Consider the following 21,098-nt stretch of genomic DNA (forward strand, 5'->3'; position numbering starts at 1 on the left):
CCGGTCAGGTCCGGTTGTCGCTCGACGCCGTCGCCGCCCGGTAGCGCAGCAGCGCCGGGAACGCGACAGCGAGCACCACCACGAGCACCGCGGAGGCGAGCCCACCGGCCACCCAGGCCACCCCGCCACCGAACCCGGCGGCCATGGTGCCGGCGCGCAGATCACCCAGGCGTGGGCCACCCGCCACCACCACCGTGTTCACGCCCTGGAGTCGGCCGCGCATCCGGTCCGGTGCGTAGACCAGCAGCATCGACTGACGCAGCACCGCGCTGATCAGGTCGGCGGCGCCGGCCACGGCGAGGAGCACGACCATCAGCCAGAGCTGGTGGGCCAACCCGGCGGCGGCGATCGCCAGGCCCCAGCCGACCACCGCCAGCACCAGGCCGAGCCCCTGCCGGCGGAGCCTGCCGATCCAGCCGGAGGTCAACCCACCGATCATCGAGCCGATCGCGATGGCGCTGTAGAGCAGACCGACCGAGCCACCGCCACCGAAGCGCTCGTGCGCGATCTCCGGAAAGAGGGCCCGTGGCATGGCGAGGATCATCGCGATCAGGTCCACCCCGAAGGACAGCAGCAGGACCGGGGTGGTGGCCAGGTAGCGGAACCCGTCGACGACGCTGGCCAGACCGGCACGCCGGACCTGGCCGTCGGCGCTGGGCTCGGGCGGGAGCGAGGGCAGCCGCAGCGCCGCCCAGAGCATCGCGGTGAACAGCACCGCGTCCAGCCCGTAGGCGATCGGCAGGACCACAGTGGTGTCCGACGAGGCGGAGAGGATCAGACCGGCGGCGAGCGGGCCGGCGACCGAGGCGGCGGTGAAGGTCGTGTAGTTCAGGGTGGTCGCGGACGCCACCAGGTCCTCCGGCACCAGCCGGGGCAGCATGGCGCTACGGGCCGGCGAGCTGATCGCGAAGGCCACCGACTGCAACGCCATCAACGCCAGCAGCAGCACCGGGCTGCCCACGTCCAGCACCGCCTGGAGCAGCAACCCGAGAGTGGATGCCCAGAGCAACAATGAGCCGCCAAGCAGCACCGCACGCCGGTCACGGGCGTCGGCGACCGCGCCGCCCCAGAGCCCGAAGACCAGCAACGGTACGAAGGCAGCCACGCCCAGCAGGCCCACCCAGAACGAGTCCCGGGTCAGGGCGTACATCTCCACCGGCACCGCGACGGCGGTGAACTGGAAGCCGAACATCGCCACCGTGTTGCCGAGCCAGAGCCGGCGGTACGCCGGAACCCGCAGCGGACGCACGTCGATCGCCCAGCGGCGCGCTGCGCGCGGCCGGGTCTCCCGCACACCCGTCACGGCGCCAACCGCTCGACGATCCAGCCACCCTCGTCGAGGCGACGGAAGCGGAGCCGGTCGTGCAACCGGCCGGCCCGGCCCTGCCAGAACTCCACCGACTCGGGTTGGACCCGCAGCCCTCCCCAGTGCGACGGGGTCGGGATCTCGGCCTGGTCGGCGAACCGCTCGACCGCCTCCTGGTACCGCTGCTCCAACGCCGCCCGATCCGACACCACCTGCGACTGCGGGCTGGCCCAGGCACCCAGTTGGGAGCCGCGCGGTCGGCTGGCGAAGTACGCCTCGCTCGTGGCACGGTCGACCGGCGTGACCCGTCCGGCGACCACCACCTGGCGCTGCATGGAAAACCACGGAAAGACCAGGCTGGCGTACGGGTTGGCGGTCGCCTCGACGCCCTTGCGCGACAGGTGGTTGGTGAAGAAGACGAAGCCCTCCGGGTCGTACCCCTTCAGCAGCACCGTCCGTCCGCTCGGCCGGCCGGCCGGGTCGGCGGTACCCACCACCATGGCGTTCGGTTCGGGTAGCCCGAAGGCCACCGCGTCGGCGAACCAGCTGTCGAACTGGGTGTGCCAGTCGGCGGCCAGGTCAGCCTCGGTCAGGCCCAGGTCCGCGGCGTACTCGTTACGCATCGCGGCCGGGGCGGGTGTGTCGCCCGTCACGTCCCACTCCTTCTCGGGGGCTCCACCAGCACCCTCCCGCGCTGACCAGCCCGCCCTGCCCAGTCTCACCGAGCCGGACGGAGAATGCGCGCCCGGGGATGTCGTGTGCAGCACAGTCGCAGCGGGTCGCGTATCCCTTACTCAGCAGGCAGTATGTTGCGAACACATCCCTGAGGGTCGCCTAAGGCGCTCGGCCGATCCGGGCCGGATGAGCGATCGGGCGCACCGACCAGATCCAGGAGAGCGACATGGCCGATTTCAAACCCGGGCTGGAGGGCGTCGTCGCCTTCGAGACCGAGATCGCCGAACCTGACCGTGAGGGCGGTGCGCTGCGCTATCGCGGAGTCGACATCGAGGATCTGATCGGCCAGGTGTCGTTCGGCAACGTCTGGGCGCTGCTCGTCGACGGCCGGTTCGGGCCGGGCCTGCCGCCGGCGGAGCCGTTCCCGGTGCCGGTGCACTCCGGTGACATCCGCGTCGACGTGCAGTCCGCGGTCGCCATGCTGGCCCCGTACTGGGGTCTCAACCAACTGCTGGACATCTCCGACGAGCAGGCCCGTGAGGATCTCGCCCGGGTCTCGGTGACCGCGCTCTCCTTCGTCGCCCAGTCCGCCCGCGGCCTCGGCCTGCCGGCGGTGCCGCAGAAGGAGATCGACAAGGCGCAGACCATCGTCGAGCGGTTCATGAAGCGCTGGCGCGGCGAGCCGGACCCGCGGCACGTCAAGGCTGTCGACGCGTACTTCATCTCGGCCGCCGAGCACGGCCTCAACGCGTCCACCTTCACCGCTCGCATCGTCGCCTCCACCGGTGCGGACGCGGCTGCCTGCATCTCGTCGGGCATCGGCGCCCTCTCCGGCCCGTTGCACGGCGGCGCCCCGTCGCGGGTGCTCAGCATGCTGGAGGCGGTGGAGCGCAGCGGCGACGCGGAGGGCTACGTCAAGGGCGTCCTCGACCGCGGTGAGCGGTTGATGGGCTTCGGCCACCGCGTCTACCGTGCCGAGGACCCGCGCGCCCGAGTGCTCCGGCGTACGGCCAAGGAGCTGGGCGCGCCGCGCTTCGAGATCGCCGAGGCGCTGGAGAAGGCCGCCCTCGCCGAGCTTCAGGCCCGCCGCCCGGACCGGGTGCTGGCCACCAACGTCGAGTTCTGGTCGGCCGTGGTGCTGGACTTCGCCGAGGTACCGGCGCACATGTTCACCTCGATGTTCACCTGCGCGCGGATGGGCGGCTGGAGCGCGCACATCCTGGAGCAGAAGCGCCTGCAGCGGCTGGTCCGCCCGTCCGCCCGCTACATGGGCCCGGAGACCCGTAAGCCGTCCGACGTCGAGGGCTGGGCGGCCATCCCGCACGGCGTCTGAGCTGATCGACAAGGGGCCCTTCCTCGACGCCGGACGTCGAGGAAGGGCCCCTTGTCCACGCCGCGCGTCGAAGAGTGGTCGTTGTCGTCGGTCACCGGAGCCGACTGTGGCGAAGGACTCAGACCGACCGCCGGGACCCCGCCCACCGTCGTCCGGTCCGGGTGCGAGGATGAGGGCCGGCAGTGTCGCCGGGCCCGCCCTCGCCCTTGCGGAAGGATCTTCAAGACCGTGGCTGACGCACCGATCATCCGGATTCCCGATGAGATCAAGCCCGCCGATGGACGCTTCGGCTGCGGCCCGTCCAAGGTCCGCCCGGAGGCGGTGTCCGCCCTCACCGAGGTCGCGACCACCTACCTCGGCACCTCGCACCGGCAGAAGACGGTCCGTGACCAGGTTGCCCGGCTGCGCTCCGGCATCGCCGAGTTCTTCTCGCTGCCCGAGGGCTACGAGGTGGTCATCGGCAACGGCGGCACCACCGCGTTCTGGGAGGTCGCCACCTTCGGCCTGATTCGCGAGCGGGCCCAGTTCGCCAGCTTCGGCGAGTTCGGCGCCAAGTTCGCCAAGTCGGTCAAGGACGCCCCGTTCCTGGGTGAGCCGACCGTCCGCAAGTCCGAGGCGGGCAGCGCGCCGACCCTGGTCGCCGAGTCCGGCGTGGACGCGTACGCGACGCCGCAGAACGAGACCTCGACCGGTGTGGCCGTCCCGATCAGCCGGGTGGCCGGTGCCGACGAGGGCGCGCTGCTGCTTGTCGACGCGACCTCCGGCGCGGGTGGCCTGGACGTCAACGTCGGTGAGACCGATGTCTACTACTTCGCCCCGCAGAAGTGCTTCGGCTCCGATGGCGGTCTGTGGCTGGCTCTGATGTCGCCGGCCGCACTGGACCGGGCCGCCGAGATCAAGGCGTCGGGGCGCTACATCCCCGCCTTCCTCGACCTGGTCACCGCAATCGACAACTCGCGGCTGGAGCAGACCTACAACACCCCGGCGCTGGCCACGATCTTCCTGGCCGCCGAGCAGACCGACTGGATGAACGCGCAGGGCGGCCTGTCCTGGGCGGCGAAGCGCACCGCCGAGAGCGCCGCAGCGGTCTACGGCTGGGCCGAGCGGTCCAGCGTGGCCACCCCGTTCGTCACCGACCCGGCGCTGCGCTCCAACGTGGTCGCCACCATCGACTTCGCCGACGGGGTGGATGCCACGGCGATCGCCAAGGCGCTGCGCGCCAACGGCATCGTGGACACTGAGCCCTACCGCAAGCTTGGTCGCAACCAGCTGCGGGTGGCGCTGTTCCCGGCCGTCGAGCCGGCAGATGTCGAGGCGCTCACCGCGTCCATCGACTACGTGGTCGAGCGACTCTGACGTTCGTCACGGTCGGTGTCCGTTGGAGCCTCCACGGACACCGACCGTGATCATCGCCGCAGCTCAGTCACGACATGCGGGGTGTCGCTTCCCCCACCCCGAGACAGATGCGCGTACGGTGGTCCGAGACGCCTGGGTGGCCGACTCGTGGTGTGCGGCCAGCGAAGCGGGACGGAGGCAACGTTATGCGCCCAGTACGCTTCGTCGCCCTCTCCGAGGACGGCCAGGCACTGGTGCTCGCCGACGAGGTTGGGCGCCTCCTGGCCCTGCCCATCGACGAACGCATCGCCGGTGTGATGCACCCCGAGCCGGGTGCCCCGCCGCTCGCGGTGGCACCGAGCACCGTCGACCCAATTCCCTCACTGTCCCCCCGGGACATCCAGGCCCGCATCCGCTCCGGTGAGTCCGCGGAGGACGTCGCCCGGATCGCCGGGGTGCCGGTCGACCGCGTGCTGCGTTACGCCGGCCCGGTGTTGCAGGAGCGGGCGATGCTCGCCCAGCACGCCCGGCGCACCCGACTCAAGGGCGCGGAGAAGCCCACCCCGCTCGCCGAGGTGGTCAACGGCCGGCTGAGCCAGCACGGCATCGACACCGAGAAGATCTCCTGGGACGCGTACCGGCGCGACGACGGCACCTGGCGGATCATCGCCACCTGGCCGTCGGGCAAGGCCACCGCGCAGGCCATCTGGGACATGGACAAGGCGCGACAGGTGGTCACGCCGCACGACGACATGGCGCAGTACCTGTGCGCCGAGCGGCCCACGCCGATCCTCGGCCAGGAGCCGGCACCCGAGCGCGGCGGGCACGCCCTGCCGGGCCCGTCGCGCGGCGAGCCGAGTCGTGGCGGGCACGGTCTGCCAGCGGCGTCCGAGCACCCGCGCCCTGGCCGTGATCCGATCCGGGCCGGCCGTGACGCCCTGCTCGCCTCCCTGGACCGTCCGCTCGGCGGTTCGTCGGGTCGCGGGCTGGAGCCGCGTACCCCGGCTGCCCTGGCCGGGTCGGACGCGCCCCGGCAGCGGCCGGTCGGTGGGGGTGCCGCCGCGCTGCTCGGCGGTGGCCAGGGCTCGGCCTTCGACGACGATTCGGACGCGCCCAAGGAGGTGCCGGCCGTGCCGTCGCTGGCGGTGCTGCGGCCTCGCCGCACGGGCGCCGCGGCGGCCACCGGCGGCGAGTCCACCGACGCCAACGGCAAGCCACGCAAGCGGCTGCCGAGCTGGGACGACGTGCTCTTCGGCAGCGGCCCGGCCGCCCGCGAATCCTCCTGACGCCTCGCGTTGACGGGTGACCCTGTGTCACCCGTCAACGCGCGCGTTCGAACATCAGCCCCCTGAGCGACACGGTCCGCCCGGCGATCTTGCACTTTCTGTCCAGACTCACTGGGCAATCCGCCCGTCTCGGCGACCGAAACTGCAAGATCGGCGCGGTGTAGCGGCCGTCTACGCATCCTCGTTGAGGGTCCTTCGTGCGGTTCGGCTGAGGGCGTTGACTCCGCGTACCGCTTCGGCGACGGCGCGGAAGTCCTTTTTGAGGATCGCACCGTGGTTGCTGGCGACCTTCGCCCCGATGGTGATGTGCGGGTTGCGGGCGGTCACCGCGTCGAGGCTGGCGCGGATCTGCTCCTGCTCGTCCCCGCGACTGCCGAGGGACGTTCCCGAGGCGACGACGTACCGCACCGGGACGCTGATGGCGTCCAGCACCGGGCCCAGTTCGCGCTCGCGGGAGAGTTCGCCCAGTTCGATGTTGCTGTCCGCCATCTGGTCGGCGTTCATCCGTGGGGTCAGGCCGGTCGGGCGGAGCAGCGGCATGAACAGGTTCATCCGTCGGAACATCCTGCGGATCCGTTGCGCCATGGCATCGTCGAGCCAGTCGTGCGGGAACGCGCCGTCGACCAGGACCGCGCCCAGGGCACGCTCCGGGTTCCGGTTGGCCCAGTGCGCCCCGACAACCGCTCCGTAGGACCAGCCCACCAGCAACACCTGGGCCACCCCCCGGGCGGCGAGTACGGCGTCGACGTCCCGGACGGCAGCTTCGAACGAGTAGTCGGCTGAGCGCTCCGACTTTCTGCCGCGAGCCCGCTCGTCGTAGGTGATGTGCCGGAACTCGGTGCCCAGTTCGGCGATGACCCGCCGCCAGTAGCCCTGGGTGGCGAACTGGCCGTTGAGGTAGACCACCGGGATGCCGGGGCCACCGGTGTCGGTGACGGCCAGGGCCGTGTCGTCGACCGACACCATGCCGGTCCACGGGGTAGCTGGGTTCATGTCGTACTCCTGTCGCCTGGTCGTGGTGGGGTTCAGAGGCTCCGGGCGGTGATGTCGCCCTGGGAGGTGGTGGCGCGGATGTCGAGCGTCGTGGTGCCGTCGTTCTTGAGGGCGTTGCTGACCCGGCCGTGGCCGGTGCCGGCGTCGAGTGCGGCGGAGACGCCGGCGGCGGCACCGACCGAGATGTCGCCGGACTGGGTGCTGAGCACGACCGCGCCGCGCACGGCCTCGGCGATCCGGATGTCACCCCGGGCGGTGCTGATCTCGGCGGGGCCGTTGAGCCGGCCGACCTCGACGTCGCCGTCGATCGCGGTGAGCCGCAGGCTTGCGACCTCGTCGATCTTGATCTGGCGGTACGCCCCGTCGAAGGCCATGTCGCCGAGACGCCCGACGCCGCGAAGTTCCGCGCTGGCGGTCCTGGCCTTGATCGTCGAGCCGGCGGGGAGCTGAACTGTCACCTCCAGCGACCCGGACGGGCCGACGAGCGGGTTGCCGGGGGCCGAGGCCGTGATCCGCAGGACGCCGTCGGTGTAGGCGACAGTGGTCTGCTCGGCGGCCCTGGTGTCGCGCTTCTTCGAGGGGTCGCTGGGCAGAACCTCGACGACGGTGTCGGCGCGGTCCGCGGCGATCAACTGGATCCGTCCGGCGGGGATGTCGAGGACGGCCGAGATGGGGGCGGGGGTGTCGAACGTCTGCATCGTGTTCTCCTGCGTTGGCAGTTCTTTCTGACAACAGAAACGCTACGTTGCTTTCCAGATTCGGGCAACAAGTCTGTTGCGTTGGAGTTGTATAAATGCAGCTCAGAGTTCATAAAGTGTTGCAACGATCCCGGAGATAACGCAACGACGTAGGTCGCAACCGTTGCAACAGGCGGAGGGTGAACGCTATGGTGGGGCAGTCAGCGGACGCGACGAGGAATCACCGGGGAGATCGTGATGCCGGGAGGCAGACTCAGTCAGCAGGAGCGCCAGCAGATCGCGCTGGGGCTGATCGACAGCCTCCCCTACGCGGAGATCGCCCGGCGCCTCGACCGTCCCACGTCGACAGTCACCCGCGAGGTGATGCGCAACGGCGGCCCCACCGCCTACCGCGCCGAGCTGGCCCACCGCGCCACCGAACGTCGCGCCCAGCGGCGCAGGACAGTCACCTCACCGGGGGCCAGCGCGCTCCCTCAGGAGCATGGACGTGACGCCGGGGCCGTGGCGGAGTACGGGGAGACGTTCACCACGGTCCTCATGGCTTCGGGCCTGCCCAAGATGGCGGCCCGGGTCCTGACCCACCTGTTCATCACCGACTCGGCCAGCCTCACCGCGTCACAGCTCGCCCAGCGCCTCCAGGTCAGCCCGGCGTCCATCTCCAAGGCCATCACCTTCCTGGAGAGTCAGAGCCTCGTCCGCCGGGAACGCGACGAACGCCGCCGCGACCGCTACGTGGTCGACGACGAGCTGTTCTACCAGGCGACGATCGCCAGCGCCCGGGCCAACGACCAGCTCGTCGCAACCGCGCGCCAGGGCGTCGCCATTCTCGGCCCGCAGACCCCCGCCGCCGCCCGCCTGGAGAACATCGCCCGTTTCCTCGACTTCATCAGTGAGAGCGTCGTCCGCGCCGCCGAGCAGGGCCGCGCGGTGCTTCACACCGGGACCCAACCCGCTGCCCAGGCCACCGGGCAACCGGATCGGCGGTGACCGACTGGCGGGCGGGTCAGCGGTGTCGCTGCCGCTGCCCGGGGCGGGCCGCCGGAAGGGCCAGACCGGCGGCGTGCAGCACGCCCTCCACCCGCACCCGCTCGATCTCCTGGTCGACGCCCTCCAGCTCGGCGAGGTGCTCGGCGATGCCGAGGGCGCGGCAGGCGAGACGAAGCCGGTCGTCGTACGCCTGGAGCAGCGCGCTGTGCCAGACCATCGAGCGACCGCTACCGCCGACCCGCTGACCGCCGAGACGGCGCAGGTCGGCGGCGAGCTGCTCCAGCGGCCGGCGGTCAACGCTGTCGAACTCGCTGAGGTCGATGTCCCGGGTCAGCGCGTCGGCCTCGATGGCACGGTCGAGTCTGGCGATCGTGCGCTTCTCCCGTCGGCGGTCACGCCACTCGGACCAGCCGCAGACCACCCGGTCGAGAATCTCGTCGTAGCAGAAGAGCAGGGCGAACGCCGCCGGCAGCGTGGCCACGGCGAGAAACGCCAGGGCCAGCATCAGCGCGTGTCCGACTCCCACGCATCGACGCTAAGCCCCACCGTGCCACCCCGCCAGCGATTTGGCCGCATCCGAGCAATCCGCGCAACCGGACGCGGCCGGAGCTGGTGGTAAACCTCAGCAGTCGGTGGAGGTGACGTAGAAGCGGGGCATCGGCAGCACCCGGAAACGCAGCCGGGCACCGGAGTGGCGGAGCTGCCAGGTGAGGGCGATCACCGCGGCGGCCAGCGAGATGAGCCCACCCATCCAGATGCTGGCACCGGCACCGTAGTGCTCCGCGACCCAGCCGATCAGCGGCGCGCCGACCGGGTTGGTACCCAGGAACACCAGCACCCACAGCGCCATCACCCGACCCCGGAAGGCCGCGTCCACGCCCAACTGGACCCGCTGGTTGGCGGCCTGGGCGAAGAAGACCATGAAGAAGCCGGTCGGCACCAGCAGGACCACGACCAGCCAGTACGTCGAGGCGAGACCGACCAGGGTGCCGAAGCTGGCGCAGGCGATCGCCGCGCCGAGCACCAGCCAGACCGACGGCCGGCTGCGTCGACCGGTGCCGCTGAGCGCGCCGCCGAGCGCGCCCACGGCCAGCGCCGTGCTGAACAGGCCGAAGGAGGCCGCACCGGTGTGGAAGACCGTCTTCGCCAGCGCGGCGAGGGTGAGCTGGAAGTTGAACAGCGACATGCCGATCACCGACATGACAGCCATCGGCAGCAGCAGGTCGGGTCGACGGGACACGTACCGCAGCCCGTCGATGACCTTTGCGGACGCCCGCTCGTCGCGGGGCAGCAGGGCGTCGCGGTGCAGGTCGGCCGTCCGCATCCGGACCACGTTGACCAGGGGCGCGACCGAACTGAGGGCGGTGAACAGGAAGACCGGGCCCACGTCGAACGCGGCGATCGCCAGGCCGGCGACGGCCGGGCCGACGATCCGCGCCGAGTTGAACACGGCGGCGTTCAGCGACAACGCGTTGGGCAGCAGCGGCGTGCCGACGAGTTCGGAGACGAACGCCTGCCGGACCGGGGTCTCCACGGCGTTGGCCGTGCCGAGCAGGGCGGCGAAGGCGAAGACGTGCCAGAGCTGCACCAGGTCGGTGAGGACCAGCACCGCCATGCCGAGCGCCAGCACACTCCAGAAGGCGTTGGCGACGAAGAGCAGCACCCGCTTGTCGTACCGGTCGGCGAGCCGGCCGGAGAACAGGGTGAGCAGCAGCACCGGGGTGAACTGACAGGCGGTCACCACACCGAGCGCGGTCGCCGAGTTGTCGGAGAGGTCGAGGACGAGCCAGTCCTGGGCGATGAACATCATCCAGACACCGATCAGTTTGATCAGTTGCCCGGATGCGAAGAGCCGGTAGTTGCGGACCTGTAGGGACTGGAACATCGTGCTCAGCTTGGCCTGCACTCTTGGTGCGCCTCCTCGGACGTACGCGTCATCGACAGGTGACGGCACGGACCCGGTGGCGCGGGCGCGGCTCAGGCGCGAGCGAGCTGCTGAAGAATCTGGGCGGCCCTCTGCAGGGTCTCCCGTTCGTCCTCGTCGAGCGCGGCCAGCCGGTGGGCCAGCCATTCGTCGCGGGCCCGCTCGAACTGGTCGAGCACGGCCTGCGCTCCTTCGGTCGCCGCGAGGATGACCTGCCGCCCGTCGGTCGGATGGGGTGTCCGCTGCACAAGGCCGCGGTCCTCCAGCTTCCCGACGATCTTGGTCATCGTCGGCGGCTGCACCCGCTCCACGTCGGCCAGCTCACGGGGTGTCATCGCGCCCGCCAGCCGCAGGCTGGTGAGCGCGGAGACCTGGGTGACCGTGAGGTCGCCGACCGGTCGGGCCTGTCGGACCCGCCGGTTGAGTCGGGTGATCGCATCACGCAGCTGGGGAGCCAGCTGCGCCGGTGGCACGCGTTCCGCCGTCACCGTCCGCTCCGTCACAGTAGTTAGCTTAACTAATGAGCATGGCTAACGACATCCGTTATGACCAGGCTCACGAGGGGATTCAGATGGTACGGGCGGGGAATCCTGATCGACTCCCCGCCCGGACGAGACCTCAGAGCACCAGGGACTCGATCGGCCCACGCAGGAAGTACAGCACGAACAGCACGGCCACCCCGTACAGCAACGGGTGGATCTCCCGGGCCTTGCCCCGCGCCAGCTTGACCACCACGAAGGTGATCAGACCGGCGCCGATCCCGTTGGAGATCGAGTAGGTGAACGGCATCAACACGATGGTGAGGAAGGCCGGAATGGCGATCTCGTAGTCGGACCAGTCGATCGTCCGGACCCCTGTCATCATCAGGAACCCGACCACCACCAGTGCCGTCGACGCCGCCTCGAACGGCACGATCACGACCAGCGGCGCCAGGAACATCGCGAGCAGGAAGAGCACGCCGGTGACCAGGTTGGCCACACCGGTCCGGGCACCCTCCGCGACACCGGCGGCGCTCTCGATGTACGACGTGTTGCTGGAGGTGCTGGCCGCACCGCCGGCCGCCGCCGCGATCGAGTCGACAAGCAGGATCTCCTTGGCCTTCGGCGGAGTGCCCTGCTCGTCGAGCAGGCCACCCTCCTGGCCGACCGCGACCATCGTGCCCATGGTGTCGAAGAAATCCGTGATCAACAGCGTGAAGATGAACATCAGCACGACCAGCCAACCGGCTCGGCCCCACGAGTCCAACACGTTGAACTTGCCGAGCAGCGACAGGTCCGGCAGGTCGACCACCGACTTCGGCAACTCCGGCACGTTCAGCGACCAGCCCTTCGGGTTGGGCTGACCGTTGACGAACGACGGGCCGATGTTGCCGATCGCCTCCACGATCACCGCGAGCACCGTCGAGGCGAGGATGCCGATCAGGATCGCGCCCTTCACCCGACGGACCACCAGCACCAGCGTGATCAGCAGGCCCACCACGAAGACCAGCATCGGCCAGCTCACCAGCTTGCCGCCGATGCCCAGGCCGACCGGAACTGTGGTGTTGGCATCGTCCGGGATGCGCCGGACGAAGCCGGCGTCCACCAGGCCGATGATGGTCAGGAACAGACCGATGCCGACCCCGATCGCACTCTTCATCTGGGTCGGCACCGAGCGGAACACAGCGGTCCGCAGACCGGTCAGCACGAGCACCGCGATGATCAGACCCTCGATCACCACCAGGCCCATCGCGTCTGCCCACGTCATCTCGGGGGCGATCTCGTACGCCACGAGCGCGTTGACACCCAGGCCGGCGGCGAGCGCCAGCGGGAACCGGCCGACCACACCCATCAGGATGGTCATCAGGCCGGCGACCAGCGCGGTCGCGGCAGCCAGCGCGGGAATCGGGAGGCTCTTGCCGTCACCGTCGACGGCGCCACCCAGGATCAGCGGGTTGAGCACCACGATGTACGCCATCGTGAAGAAGGTCGCCAGACCACCGCGTACCTCACGGCTCAACGTCGAGCCACGGGCGGAAATCTCGAAGAACCGGTCGAAACCGTTACGCGGAGGGGCGGAGTTGGAAGGTGTGCCGTTCTCGGGCGGCGCTACGGCCATCAGGTCCTCGCAGGTGATCTTCCAGTTGTCGCGCGCATCGTCCCAGATCGTCGGTGGGCAGGGGAAGTAGATCCCGTACGCTTGCCGGATGCCGAACGAGCAGCCACCGCGGCCCGCACCACTGGATCCGCCGATGGTGCCGTTCGCCCTCGCCGGGTTGATCGCGTGGGCGGTGGCCGGGCTGGTCCTGCTGATCTTCTTCAGGGGCTGGCTGACCGACCACGGTCACCAGAACTGGCTCTGGACCTGCCTCGCCGGTTTCCTGTGGGGTTTCCCGGGCCTCGCCGTGATGATGCGGCACGACGCCAACCGACGCCGCCGCCGCGCGAGGTGAGCTGGCCGCCACGCCGGAGCACTCCGGCGCGGACGATCAGGAGTGCTCGTACGGCTCCGCCGGCTCAGCGGCCTCCACCGAGCCCGGGGCCCGGCTGACCGACATGGCCTCCACCGCGCTGTCGTCGTAGATGGTGGGCAGCTCGTCGACAGCGGTCTCGGCCACCTCGATCAACGTCTCGGAGTGTGCGCCGCACCCGTGGTCGGCGCTCACCACCCGGCCGTCGTCGGGAGCGTAGAAGTTGCCGCACGCCCCGAATGCCTGCCGCATGGCACCTGCCAGCGGCAGGTAGAAGCCGCAGGTGCCGCAGCGGGCGGCGGCCGGAGCGGCGGACGAGATGGCCGCGGCGGGGCCGTGGTCACCTTCGTACCAGCGCTGCGCCGTGTCGATGCGACCCTCCCGGGAGAGCACGCGGGCGCGCCCGAGCCCCAACTCCCAGGCCGTCTCCTCGACCGCCGGGTCGTCGGAGAGCAGGTAACCGGGGACAAGTCGATCGTCGTCGGGCGAGGTCGGGAGCAGGTCACCCGGACCCAGGTCGCCCGGCTTGAGCCGCTCCTGCCAGGGCAGCCAGCCGGGCGCGAGCAGCGCGTCCGGGCCGGGCAGCAACACCGTCTCGCAGATGGTCACGGTCTTGCTGCGCGACACCCGGGTGACGGTGACCGCCCAGCGCCAGCCGTTGTAGCCGGCGAGGCGACATTCGAAGTAGTGGGTAACCAGCCGATCGCCCTCGGCAACGACCTGCAGGTGGTCGCCGACATCGTCGGCGTCCACCTCGGTGATGCCAGCGCGGGCCACCTCGACGGCGGCGGCGCAGACCTGGTCGAGACGGGCGGCACGGGTGGAGACGGGCCTGGTCACCCGACCATTGTTCCCCATGCGCCTCGCAGGGGTGACAGGGACTCCCGGGGAACCTTTCCCAGCGGTGGTGCGGCGTACCCGGATCAGATGGGCGAGGATGGTGCACATGCCGTCGTACTCCCGCTCCGGGCGATCCGTCCTCGGGCGGACCGTCGGCACCGGCATTCGCGCCATCCGTCTGCTGTTGCGTGGTTCGGTGGGTAGCGGCCGCTGGGTGACCCGCCGGGCCGGTCGGGCCCGCGCCCGGGGTGCCGGCGGCGAGGTCGGCATGGTTCGCCTGTTCGACCTGCACGCGCTCTCCTGCGCCGGTGACACCCTGATCGCCATCGGTCTGGCCGGCACGATCTTCTTCAACGTGCCGCTCGGCGAGGCTCGCAGCAAGGTCGCGCTCTACCTGCTGGTGACCATGGTGCCGTTCGCGATGCTCGCCCCGGTGGTGGGCCCGCTGCTGGATCACTTCCGACACGGCCGGCGGTACGCCCTGGCGGCGACGATGCTCGGGCGCGCCTTCCTGGCCTGGTTGATCTCCGACTACATCCACGGCTTCGGGCTCTATCCGGCCGCGTTCGGGGTGCTCGCGCTCTCCCGGGCGTACGGCGTGGCCCGATCCGCGGCGGTGCCCCGGTTGCTGCCGGAAGGGCTCGGTCTGTCGCAGGTGGGTGCCCGGGCCAGCGTCTACGGCACCGTCGCGGGTGCGCTGGTGGCGCCGATCGGGTTGGCCGCGTTCTGGTTCGGGCCGCAGTGGCCGTTGCGGGTCGCGTCGGTGATCTTCCTGGTCGGCATGGTGATCTCGTTGCGGCTGCCGCCAAAGGCCGACTCGGAGCCACCGGAGCGGGTCCCCCGGCCACTGCGCGCGCTGGGCCGCCGCCGTGGCGACCGGCCGCTGGGCCGGGGCCGACCGTCCGGCCGGCTGGTGATCGCCACCCTGATCGGCGCGGCGACGCTACGCGCGCTCTACGGCTTCCTGCTGCTCTTCCTCGCCTTCGCGATCAAGAAGGGCGACCTGACCACAGTGGTGTTCGGCCGGGATCTGGGCGCCGAGTGGGCGTTGGGCGTGGTCGGCGGCGCGCTCGCGGTCGGCACCTTCCTGGCCACCGCCATCGGCACCCGGCTGCGCATCCACCGGCCGACCGCCATCCAGTCCAGCAGCATGATCATCGTGGCCGGGGTGGCGGTGCTCGCCGTCATCCAGTTCTCGCTGCTGATGGTCGCCCTGCTCTGCCTTGTCGCCGCGCTGGCCAGCGGGATAGCGAAGCTGGCGGTGGACGCCTCGATCCAGGAGCGCATCCCGGAACGGTTGCGGGCCAGTTCCTTCGCCCACTCCGAGACGGTGCTGATGCTCGCCTTCGTCGCCGGCGGTGGGCTCGGGCTGGTGCCGTTCGACGGCCGGATGGGCATCGCCGTGGCCGCCGGGGTCGGCGTACTGGCGGCGATCCGGGGTGTGCTGGCCGCCGCCCGGCTGCGCGGTGAAAAGCTGGCCGGCCGACCGCTCGGTGACGACGAACTGACCGAGGACGAGCCGGCGGACGAGCCCGGGGACCCCACACCGACCTCACCGGCCCCGGCCCAGACCAGCTCACCGCAGTACGACGACCCGAGCCTCGCCCCGCCGGGCTACCACATCTACCGCCCGTCGTCGGCCGTTGGCGGCCCGGGTGGCGGGGCCGACGACGAAACCCGCCGCGAGTCCCCCGGCTCAGTCTCGTGACCGGGCTGCTCGTGGTGACGGCGGTTCCAGCCGAGGCGGACGCGGTCCGCTCCGGGCTGACCGACCCCAGCGTGACCGTCACCCCGATCGGTGTGGGCCCGGCCCTCGCCGGTGCCGCCACCGCCCGGCTGCTGGCGCTGGCAGAGGCCGCCGGTCGTCCGTACCGTGCGGTCGTCAGCGTCGGCGTGGCCGGCGGCTTCACCGGGCGGGCCGAGGTCGGCGACACGGTGCTCGGCACCGCCAGCATCGCCGCCGACCTGGGTGCCGAGTCGCCCGACGGCTTCATCCCGGTCGACGAGCTGGGCATGCCGCCCGCGTTGCTCGTTGCGGGCAGCAGGGTGCCGGCGGACCCGGGCCTGCTGGCGGCACTGCGGGCCGCCCTCCCGACGGCCACCGCCGGCCCGGTGCTCACGGTCAGCACCGTCACCGGCACCACGGCCAGCAGCGACGAGCTGCGCCGGAGGCATCCGGAAGCGGTCGCCGAAGCCATGGAGGGGTACGGCGTGGCGGTCGCCGCGGCTCAGGCCGGGGTGCCCTTCGCCGAACTGCGCACGATCTCCAACCCGATCGGCCCCCGCGACCGGGACGCCTGGCGGCTGCGCGAAGCCCTGGCCGCCCTGACCGCAGCAGCCCCGGCACTGCGCTGACCCGGCCGACGCTCAGGAGAAGCGGCGCTTGCCAGGATGGCCCAGGCGCAGTGCGGCAGCGCGGCGCGCCTCAGATCTCTCGGCCAACTGCCGCTGACTCAGATCGGCCCGCCGACGCAGAGCGCGGAGCGCCGGACCGAGATCGACCCCGCTGCTCTCATCCGTGTGGTCACTCGCCTCGGTCACAGACCGATGCTCCCCGCTGGTCAGCGCACTATCAACACCCCGGCCAGAGCTGTGGACAAAGCTGTGGACAACCGCTCGGGTCGGTGGACGACCGCCCTGAGCCCAGTGCGATTCGTTTGCGATATCAGCTCCAAAGGGAATCCGAGACAGGTGCCCGACCCCCGCGTCACAACGGGCCGGCACCCACGCTGCTGCCGGCGACCGGCCACGGCCCGGGCCCACCAGCCGGTCATCACGGATCTCCGACGCGGATCACACCGGGTGGGGTGGGCGCGGGTCGCGAGGCGGGCGCGGGACTACCGTGAGGGTGTGGCGCTCTCCCTGGCGATCTCGCCCTGCCCCAACGACACGTTCGTCTTCCACGCGCTGGTACACGGGCGGGTGCCCGGCGCACCGCCGGTCGAGGTGACGTACGCCGACGTGGACGTCACCAACACGGCGGCCGAGCGGGGCGCGTTCGACCTGGTGAAGGTGAGCTTCGCGGCGCTGCCCTGGCTGCTCGACGACTACCACCTGCTGCCCTGCGGCGGCGCCCTCGGTCGCGGTTGTGGTCCGCTGGTGCTCACCCGGGGCGACCGCGACGGCGGTCCGGACCGCACCGACCTGACCGGTGCCACTGTGGCGGTGCCGGGTGACCGGACCACCGCTTACCTGCTGTTCCGGCTCTGGTCGGCCGGGCGGCCACCGGCCCGGATCGAGGTGGTGCCGTTCCACGAGATCATGCCGGGCGTGGCGGCTGGGCGTTACGACGCTGGGCTGGTCATCCACGAGGCCCGGTTCACCTACCACCGGCACGGCCTGAGCGCCCTCGTCGACCTCGGCGAGTGGTGGGAGGCCGACACCGGCCTACCCATCCCCCTCGGCGCGATCCTGGCCCGACGCGGGGCGGTCGACCCGCAGGCCGCGGCCGGTTGGGTCCGCGAGTCGGTCCGGCAGGCCTGGGCGGACCCGGCGGCCAGCCGGGAGTACGTGCTGGCGCACGCCCAGGAGATGGAACTCGACGTGGTCGACCGGCACATCGGCCTCTACGTCAACGAGTTCACAGCCGACCTGGGCGAGGCCGGTTTCGCCGCGGTGGCGGCACTGCTCGACCGGGCCGCCACCGCCGGCCTGGTGCCTCAGACCTCCAGCTCGCGGGCCACCGCGTGGACCAGCTGAGCGATCTTCTGCGCGGACTTCTTGTCCGGGTACCGACCCCGGCGCAGGTCCGGCTGGACCTTCGCCTCCAGCACCTTGATCATGTCTTCGACCAGGCCGTGCAGTTCCTCAGCCGGCCGACGGCGCAGCTCCGACATCGACGGCGGCGCGTCCAGCAGTTTGACCCCCATGGCCTGCGAGCCCCGGCGGCTGTCCACCACGCTGAAGTCGACCCGCTGGCCACCCTTGAGGTCGGTGACACCCGCCGGCAGCGCCCCCTTGGGCAGGAACACGTCGCCGCCCTCGTCACTCGTGACGAAGCCGTATCCCTTGGCCGTGTCGTACCACTTCACTCGACCCGTAGGCACCTGAAAACCCCTGCTTCACTTGAGCCGCTACTGCTCCAAGGCTAGCTGGATCATCCGGTCGAGCGCCGCTGGGAATTCGGTGAGCTCGTCCAGCACCACTTCCGCCCCGGCCGCGCGCAGCTCATCGGAGGAGCACGGGCCGGTCGCCACACCGATGCCGGGCACCCCGGCCGCCGCCGCCGCCACCATGTCCGCGACATGGTCACCGACGTAGTGGGTGGCGCCGTGCTCCCGCAGAGCGGTCGCCTTCTGCTCGGCGAACAGGTCGCCGGCCAACTCGTCGACAGTGAGACCGAGGTGGTCCAGGTGCAACCGGGCCAGCCGGCCGATCTTGGACGTGACGACCAGCACCCGGCCACCGCGCGCACGGATCGCCTCGATGGCCTCCCGCGCGCCGGGCAGCAGGAGCGTCGGGGTGATCGCGTACGCCGGGTACAGCTCGCGATACACCCGCACGGCAGACTCGACCTGATCCGGCGGGAACCAGTGCGCGATCTCGGTACGCAGCGGCGGCCCGAGCCGGGACACCGCCAGCTCGGCGTCGACCGGCACACCGGTCCTCGCGGTCAACGCCCGGTACGCCGCGGCGATGCCGGGGCGGGAATCCACCAGGGTCATGTCGAGGTCGAATCCGACGGTCAGTGCGGGCATGTCGAGAAACGTACCGGCTACTCCCAGCCGACCGGACGTCCGAGGGGCGCGGAAGCCCGGTGCCGGGCTAGCGTGGAAAGACGATGACCACCTCACTCGCCGACCACCTGCGGTCGCTGCCCGACGAGTCACTGGCCGCGCTCCTCCAACTGCGGCCCGACCTCGTCGTGCCCGTGCCGGCCGACGTCTCCGCCCTGGCCATCCGGGCCCAGTCCCGGGTCTCCGTGGCCCGCGCGCTGGACGGCCTGGACCAGTTCACCCTCCAGATCCTCGACGCCGCCCGCCTCACCCGGAACCCGGACGACGCCACCACGGCCATCGACGCCGTGCTCGCGATGGCGACCGCCGGGCCGCACCCGCCGGCTCCGACGGCCGTCCGGGCCGCCGTGGGCCGACTGCGTGCGCTCTTCCTGCTGTACGGCCCGGAGCACGCGCTCCAGGTGTTGCCCGCCGTCGACGAGGTCTCCCCGTACCCCGCTGGGCTCGGCCGACCGGCCGCGGAGCTGGACCCGCGTGCGGCCGCGCTCTGCGCGGACCCGGCGAAGCTGCGACGGACGGTGCTCGCCGCCCCGCCCTCGGCCCGGGCGATCCTGGACCGGTTGGCGGCCGGCCCACCGGTGGGCAGCGTGCCGCCGGGGGCGTTGCAGGCGCCGCCGCTCGGCGCGGCGGACCCGGTCCTCACCGACCCGACGAACGGTGGCGCGCCGACCGGCTCCCCGGTGCGGTGGCTCGTCGACAACCGGCTGCTGGTCCCGGCGACGACCGGCTCGTCCACGGCCAGCGGGACTGTGGAGCTGCCCCGCGAGGTCGGCCTGCTGCTGCGCCGCGACAGCGGCCCCCTCGGGCCGCTGCGTACCAGCCCGCCGCCGGTGGCCGCCGCGCCGCGCGAGCCGAAAGCGGTCGACTCGGCCGGAGCCGGGCAGTCCATGGAGGTGGTCCGGCACACCGAAGGGCTGCTGGAGCAGCTCGCCGACGAACCCGCGCCGGTGCTGCGTTCGGGTGGCATCGGTGTACGGGACCTGCGCCGGTTGGCGCGTACCGCCGGGCTGGACGAACCGACCACCGCACTGCTGCTGGAGGTGGCGTACGCGACGGGGCTCCTCGGTGAGCTGGAGATGCCCGGTGCGACCACCGGCCGGTACGGGGCGGATCAGCAGGTGCTGCCGACCGGCGGGTACGAGGTGTGGCGGGCCGCCTCGCTGGCCCAACGGTGGGAGCAGCTCGCCCGAGCGTGGCTGACCATGACCCGGCAGGTGGGGCTGGTGGGCCGCCGTGACGACCGGGACCGGCCGATCACCGCGCTCTCCGCCGAGGCCGAGCGGGCCAGCGTGCCGGCCACCCGACGGGCGGTGCTCGGCGTACTCGCCGATCTGGAGCCGGCGACGGCGCCCACCCCGGAAGAGGTGCAGGAGCTGCTGGACTGGCGGTCTCCCCGTCGCAGCCGGGGCCGGGACGCCGCGCACCGGGAGGTGCTGGCCGAGGCCGCACAGCTGGGCGTGACGGGGCTGGGGGCGCTCACCTCGTACGGTCGGCTGCTGCTGGGGGACCTGACGTCGACCGACGAGCGGGGTGACGACCCGCTGGGCGTGCACGCCGACGTCGAGAGCGGTGACCCGTCCAGCACCGCGCGGGCGCTGGACGCCCTGCTGCCCGCACCGGTCGACCACTTCCTGGTGCAGGCCGACCTGACAGTGGTGGTGCCCGGCCCACCCGAGCCGGCGCTCGCCGTCGAGTTGGAGGCGATGACCGAGCTGGAGTCGGCCGGCGGGGCCAGCGTGCACCGGGTCACCACGGCGAGCGTGCGGCGGGCCCTGGATTCCGGCTACACGGCCGACGACCTGCACGACGTGTTCCGGCGTCGGTCACGTACCCCGGTGCCGCAGGGGCTCACCTACCTGATCGACGACGTGGCCCGTAAGCACGGCGGGCTGCGGGTCGGCCTGGCCGGGGCGTACCTGCGCAGCGACGACGAGACGCTGATCAGCGAGGTGCTGGCCGACCGGCGGCTGGAGTCGTTGGCGCTGCGCCGGCTCGCGCCGACGGTGCTGTGTACGCAGTACCAGGTTGGTCGGCTGCTGGGTGCGCTGCGCGACGCGGGGTACGCCCCGGTGCAGGAGGACGGCACCGGCAGCACTGTGCTGGCCCGGCCGCGAATCCGGCGGGCCCCGCCCCGGGTGTCGGTGACCACCCGGACGATCGATCCGCTGGCCGCACCGAAGCTGCCCATGCCCCGGCTGCTCGGCGTGGTGGAGCACATCCGTCGCGGCGACGCGGCGGCACGGGCCGCCCGACGGGCGCCTGCCGTGGTGCGCGGCGGTGCGCCCGGGCTGGGCGGCGGCCCGGTTCCGGCGCACACCCACAGCGAGGCACTGGCGGTGCTCCAGCAGGCGGTCCGGGACAAGGCGCTGGTCTGGGTGGGCTACGTCGACGCGCACGGGGCGACGGCGTCACGCCTGCTCAAGCCGGTCTCGATCGGTGCCGGCTACCTGCGGGCCGAGGACGAACGGACCGAGATGCTGCACACGTTCGCGCTGCACCGGATCACCGCGGCGGTGGTGGCGGACTGACCGACGGT

The 21,098-nt window shown here is 71.6% G+C and carries 20 protein-coding genes; 9 read left to right on the forward strand and 11 right to left on the reverse strand.

The window, feature by feature from the left end; all coding sequences use genetic code 11:
- Window positions 1–4: 4 nt before the first annotated feature.
- Window positions 5–1,303 carry an MFS transporter gene (locus tag ACFYPG_RS09000; protein ID WP_355004971.1) on the reverse strand — a complete coding sequence of 433 codons (1,299 nt, stop codon included), beginning with the start codon at window positions 1,301–1,303 and terminating at the stop codon, window positions 5–7.
- Window positions 1,300–1,929, reverse strand: a complete 630-nt coding sequence (gene pdxH, locus ACFYPG_RS09005) for a pyridoxamine 5'-phosphate oxidase (RefSeq protein WP_387351833.1) — start codon at window positions 1,927–1,929, stop codon at window positions 1,300–1,302. The genes ACFYPG_RS09000 and pdxH overlap by 4 nt, the downstream gene beginning before the upstream one ends.
- Before the next feature lie 278 nt (window positions 1,930–2,207).
- Here pdxH and ACFYPG_RS09010 point away from each other — a divergent pair, with 278 nt between their 5' ends.
- From ACFYPG_RS09010 to sepH, 3 genes are all read left to right on the forward strand, one after another.
- Window positions 2,208–3,314 carry a citrate synthase 2 gene (locus ACFYPG_RS09010; RefSeq protein ID WP_091395245.1) on the forward strand — a complete coding sequence of 369 codons (1,107 nt, stop codon included), beginning with the start codon at window positions 2,208–2,210 and terminating at the stop codon, window positions 3,312–3,314.
- 228 nt (window positions 3,315–3,542) lie between these two features.
- Entirely contained in the window at window positions 3,543–4,670 is a 1,128-nt protein-coding gene (serC, locus tag ACFYPG_RS09015) for a phosphoserine transaminase (RefSeq protein ID WP_355004970.1), read from the forward strand.
- Window positions 4,671–4,855: 185 nt separating this feature from the next.
- The gene (gene sepH / locus ACFYPG_RS09020; protein WP_355004969.1) at window positions 4,856–5,935 is read left to right on the forward strand and encodes a septation protein SepH; all 1,080 of its coding nucleotides are present in this window, start codon (window positions 4,856–4,858) and stop codon (window positions 5,933–5,935) included.
- Between the two features lie 171 nt (window positions 5,936–6,106).
- Here sepH and ACFYPG_RS09025 read toward each other — a convergent pair whose 3' ends face one another.
- Both ACFYPG_RS09025 and ACFYPG_RS09030 read right to left on the reverse strand, forming a co-directional pair.
- Window positions 6,107–6,928 (reverse strand): alpha/beta fold hydrolase, encoded by an 822-nt coding sequence (locus tag ACFYPG_RS09025; protein ID WP_387351226.1) that lies wholly within the window; start codon window positions 6,926–6,928, stop codon window positions 6,107–6,109.
- A 32-nt stretch (window positions 6,929–6,960) separates the two neighbouring features.
- Window positions 6,961–7,626, reverse strand: coding sequence for a DUF4097 family beta strand repeat-containing protein (locus ACFYPG_RS09030; protein WP_355004967.1), 666 nt, complete (start codon window positions 7,624–7,626; stop codon window positions 6,961–6,963).
- 237 nt (window positions 7,627–7,863) lie between these two features.
- Here ACFYPG_RS09030 and ACFYPG_RS09035 point away from each other — a divergent pair, with 237 nt between their 5' ends.
- Window positions 7,864–8,613, forward strand: a complete 750-nt coding sequence (locus ACFYPG_RS09035; protein ID WP_355004966.1) for a helix-turn-helix domain-containing protein — start codon at window positions 7,864–7,866, stop codon at window positions 8,611–8,613.
- A gap of 16 nt (window positions 8,614–8,629) precedes the next feature.
- Here ACFYPG_RS09035 and ACFYPG_RS09040 read toward each other — a convergent pair whose 3' ends face one another.
- From ACFYPG_RS09040 to ACFYPG_RS09055, 4 genes are all read right to left on the reverse strand, one after another.
- Window positions 8,630–9,139: a hypothetical protein gene (locus ACFYPG_RS09040; protein WP_355004965.1), complete on the reverse strand. Its 510-nt coding sequence runs from the start codon at window positions 9,137–9,139 to the stop codon at window positions 8,630–8,632.
- Between the two features lie 96 nt (window positions 9,140–9,235).
- Entirely contained in the window at window positions 9,236–10,519 is a 1,284-nt protein-coding gene (locus ACFYPG_RS09045) for an MFS transporter (RefSeq protein WP_387351228.1), read from the reverse strand.
- Window positions 10,520–10,590: 71 nt separating this feature from the next.
- Window positions 10,591–11,040, reverse strand: coding sequence for a MarR family transcriptional regulator (locus ACFYPG_RS09050; RefSeq protein WP_355004963.1), 450 nt, complete (start codon window positions 11,038–11,040; stop codon window positions 10,591–10,593).
- A gap of 115 nt (window positions 11,041–11,155) precedes the next feature.
- Complete coding sequence (locus ACFYPG_RS09055; RefSeq protein WP_387351230.1) at window positions 11,156–12,634, reverse strand: NCS2 family permease; 1,479 nt, start codon at window positions 12,632–12,634, stop codon at window positions 11,156–11,158.
- A gap of 88 nt (window positions 12,635–12,722) precedes the next feature.
- Here ACFYPG_RS09055 and ACFYPG_RS09060 point away from each other — a divergent pair, with 88 nt between their 5' ends.
- On the forward strand, window positions 12,723–12,968 hold the full coding sequence (locus ACFYPG_RS09060) for a DUF2530 domain-containing protein (protein WP_091395273.1): 246 nt from the start codon (window positions 12,723–12,725) through the stop codon (window positions 12,966–12,968).
- A 36-nt stretch (window positions 12,969–13,004) separates the two neighbouring features.
- Here ACFYPG_RS09060 and ACFYPG_RS09065 read toward each other — a convergent pair whose 3' ends face one another.
- On the reverse strand, window positions 13,005–13,934 hold the full coding sequence (locus tag ACFYPG_RS09065) for a DUF3027 domain-containing protein (protein WP_387351231.1): 930 nt from the start codon (window positions 13,932–13,934) through the stop codon (window positions 13,005–13,007).
- Here ACFYPG_RS09065 and ACFYPG_RS09070 point away from each other — a divergent pair.
- The 3 genes from ACFYPG_RS09070 to ACFYPG_RS09080 all read left to right on the forward strand — a co-directional run bounded on the left by ACFYPG_RS09070 (window position 13,933) and on the right by ACFYPG_RS09080 (window position 17,525).
- Entirely contained in the window at window positions 13,933–15,534 is a 1,602-nt protein-coding gene (locus tag ACFYPG_RS09070; RefSeq protein WP_355004960.1) for an MFS transporter, read from the forward strand. The genes ACFYPG_RS09065 and ACFYPG_RS09070 overlap by 2 nt on opposite strands.
- Complete coding sequence (locus ACFYPG_RS09075) at window positions 15,531–16,181, forward strand: futalosine hydrolase (RefSeq protein ID WP_387351233.1); 651 nt, start codon at window positions 15,531–15,533, stop codon at window positions 16,179–16,181. Before ACFYPG_RS09070 ends, ACFYPG_RS09075 begins: the two co-directional genes overlap by 4 nt.
- Before the next feature lie 495 nt (window positions 16,182–16,676).
- A complete protein-coding gene (locus ACFYPG_RS09080; RefSeq protein ID WP_357221085.1) occupies window positions 16,677–17,525 on the forward strand; it encodes a 1,4-dihydroxy-6-naphthoate synthase in 849 nt (282 codons plus the stop codon).
- Here ACFYPG_RS09080 and ACFYPG_RS09085 read toward each other — a convergent pair.
- Both ACFYPG_RS09085 and ACFYPG_RS09090 read right to left on the reverse strand, forming a co-directional pair.
- Window positions 17,486–17,872, reverse strand: a complete 387-nt coding sequence (locus ACFYPG_RS09085; protein ID WP_355004957.1) for a cold shock domain-containing protein — start codon at window positions 17,870–17,872, stop codon at window positions 17,486–17,488. The genes ACFYPG_RS09080 and ACFYPG_RS09085 overlap by 40 nt on opposite strands.
- A gap of 27 nt (window positions 17,873–17,899) precedes the next feature.
- Entirely contained in the window at window positions 17,900–18,523 is a 624-nt protein-coding gene (locus ACFYPG_RS09090; protein WP_355004956.1) for an HAD hydrolase-like protein, read from the reverse strand.
- An 83-nt stretch (window positions 18,524–18,606) separates the two neighbouring features.
- Here ACFYPG_RS09090 and ACFYPG_RS09095 point away from each other — a divergent pair, with 83 nt between their 5' ends.
- Window positions 18,607–21,090: a helicase-associated domain-containing protein gene (locus tag ACFYPG_RS09095; RefSeq protein WP_387351236.1), complete on the forward strand. Its 2,484-nt coding sequence runs from the start codon at window positions 18,607–18,609 to the stop codon at window positions 21,088–21,090.
- Window positions 21,091–21,098 lie beyond the last annotated feature (8 nt).

The sequence above is a fragment of the Micromonospora sp. NPDC005553 genome (assembly GCF_042871765.1).
Classification (GTDB): domain Bacteria; phylum Actinomycetota; class Actinomycetes; order Mycobacteriales; family Micromonosporaceae; genus Micromonospora.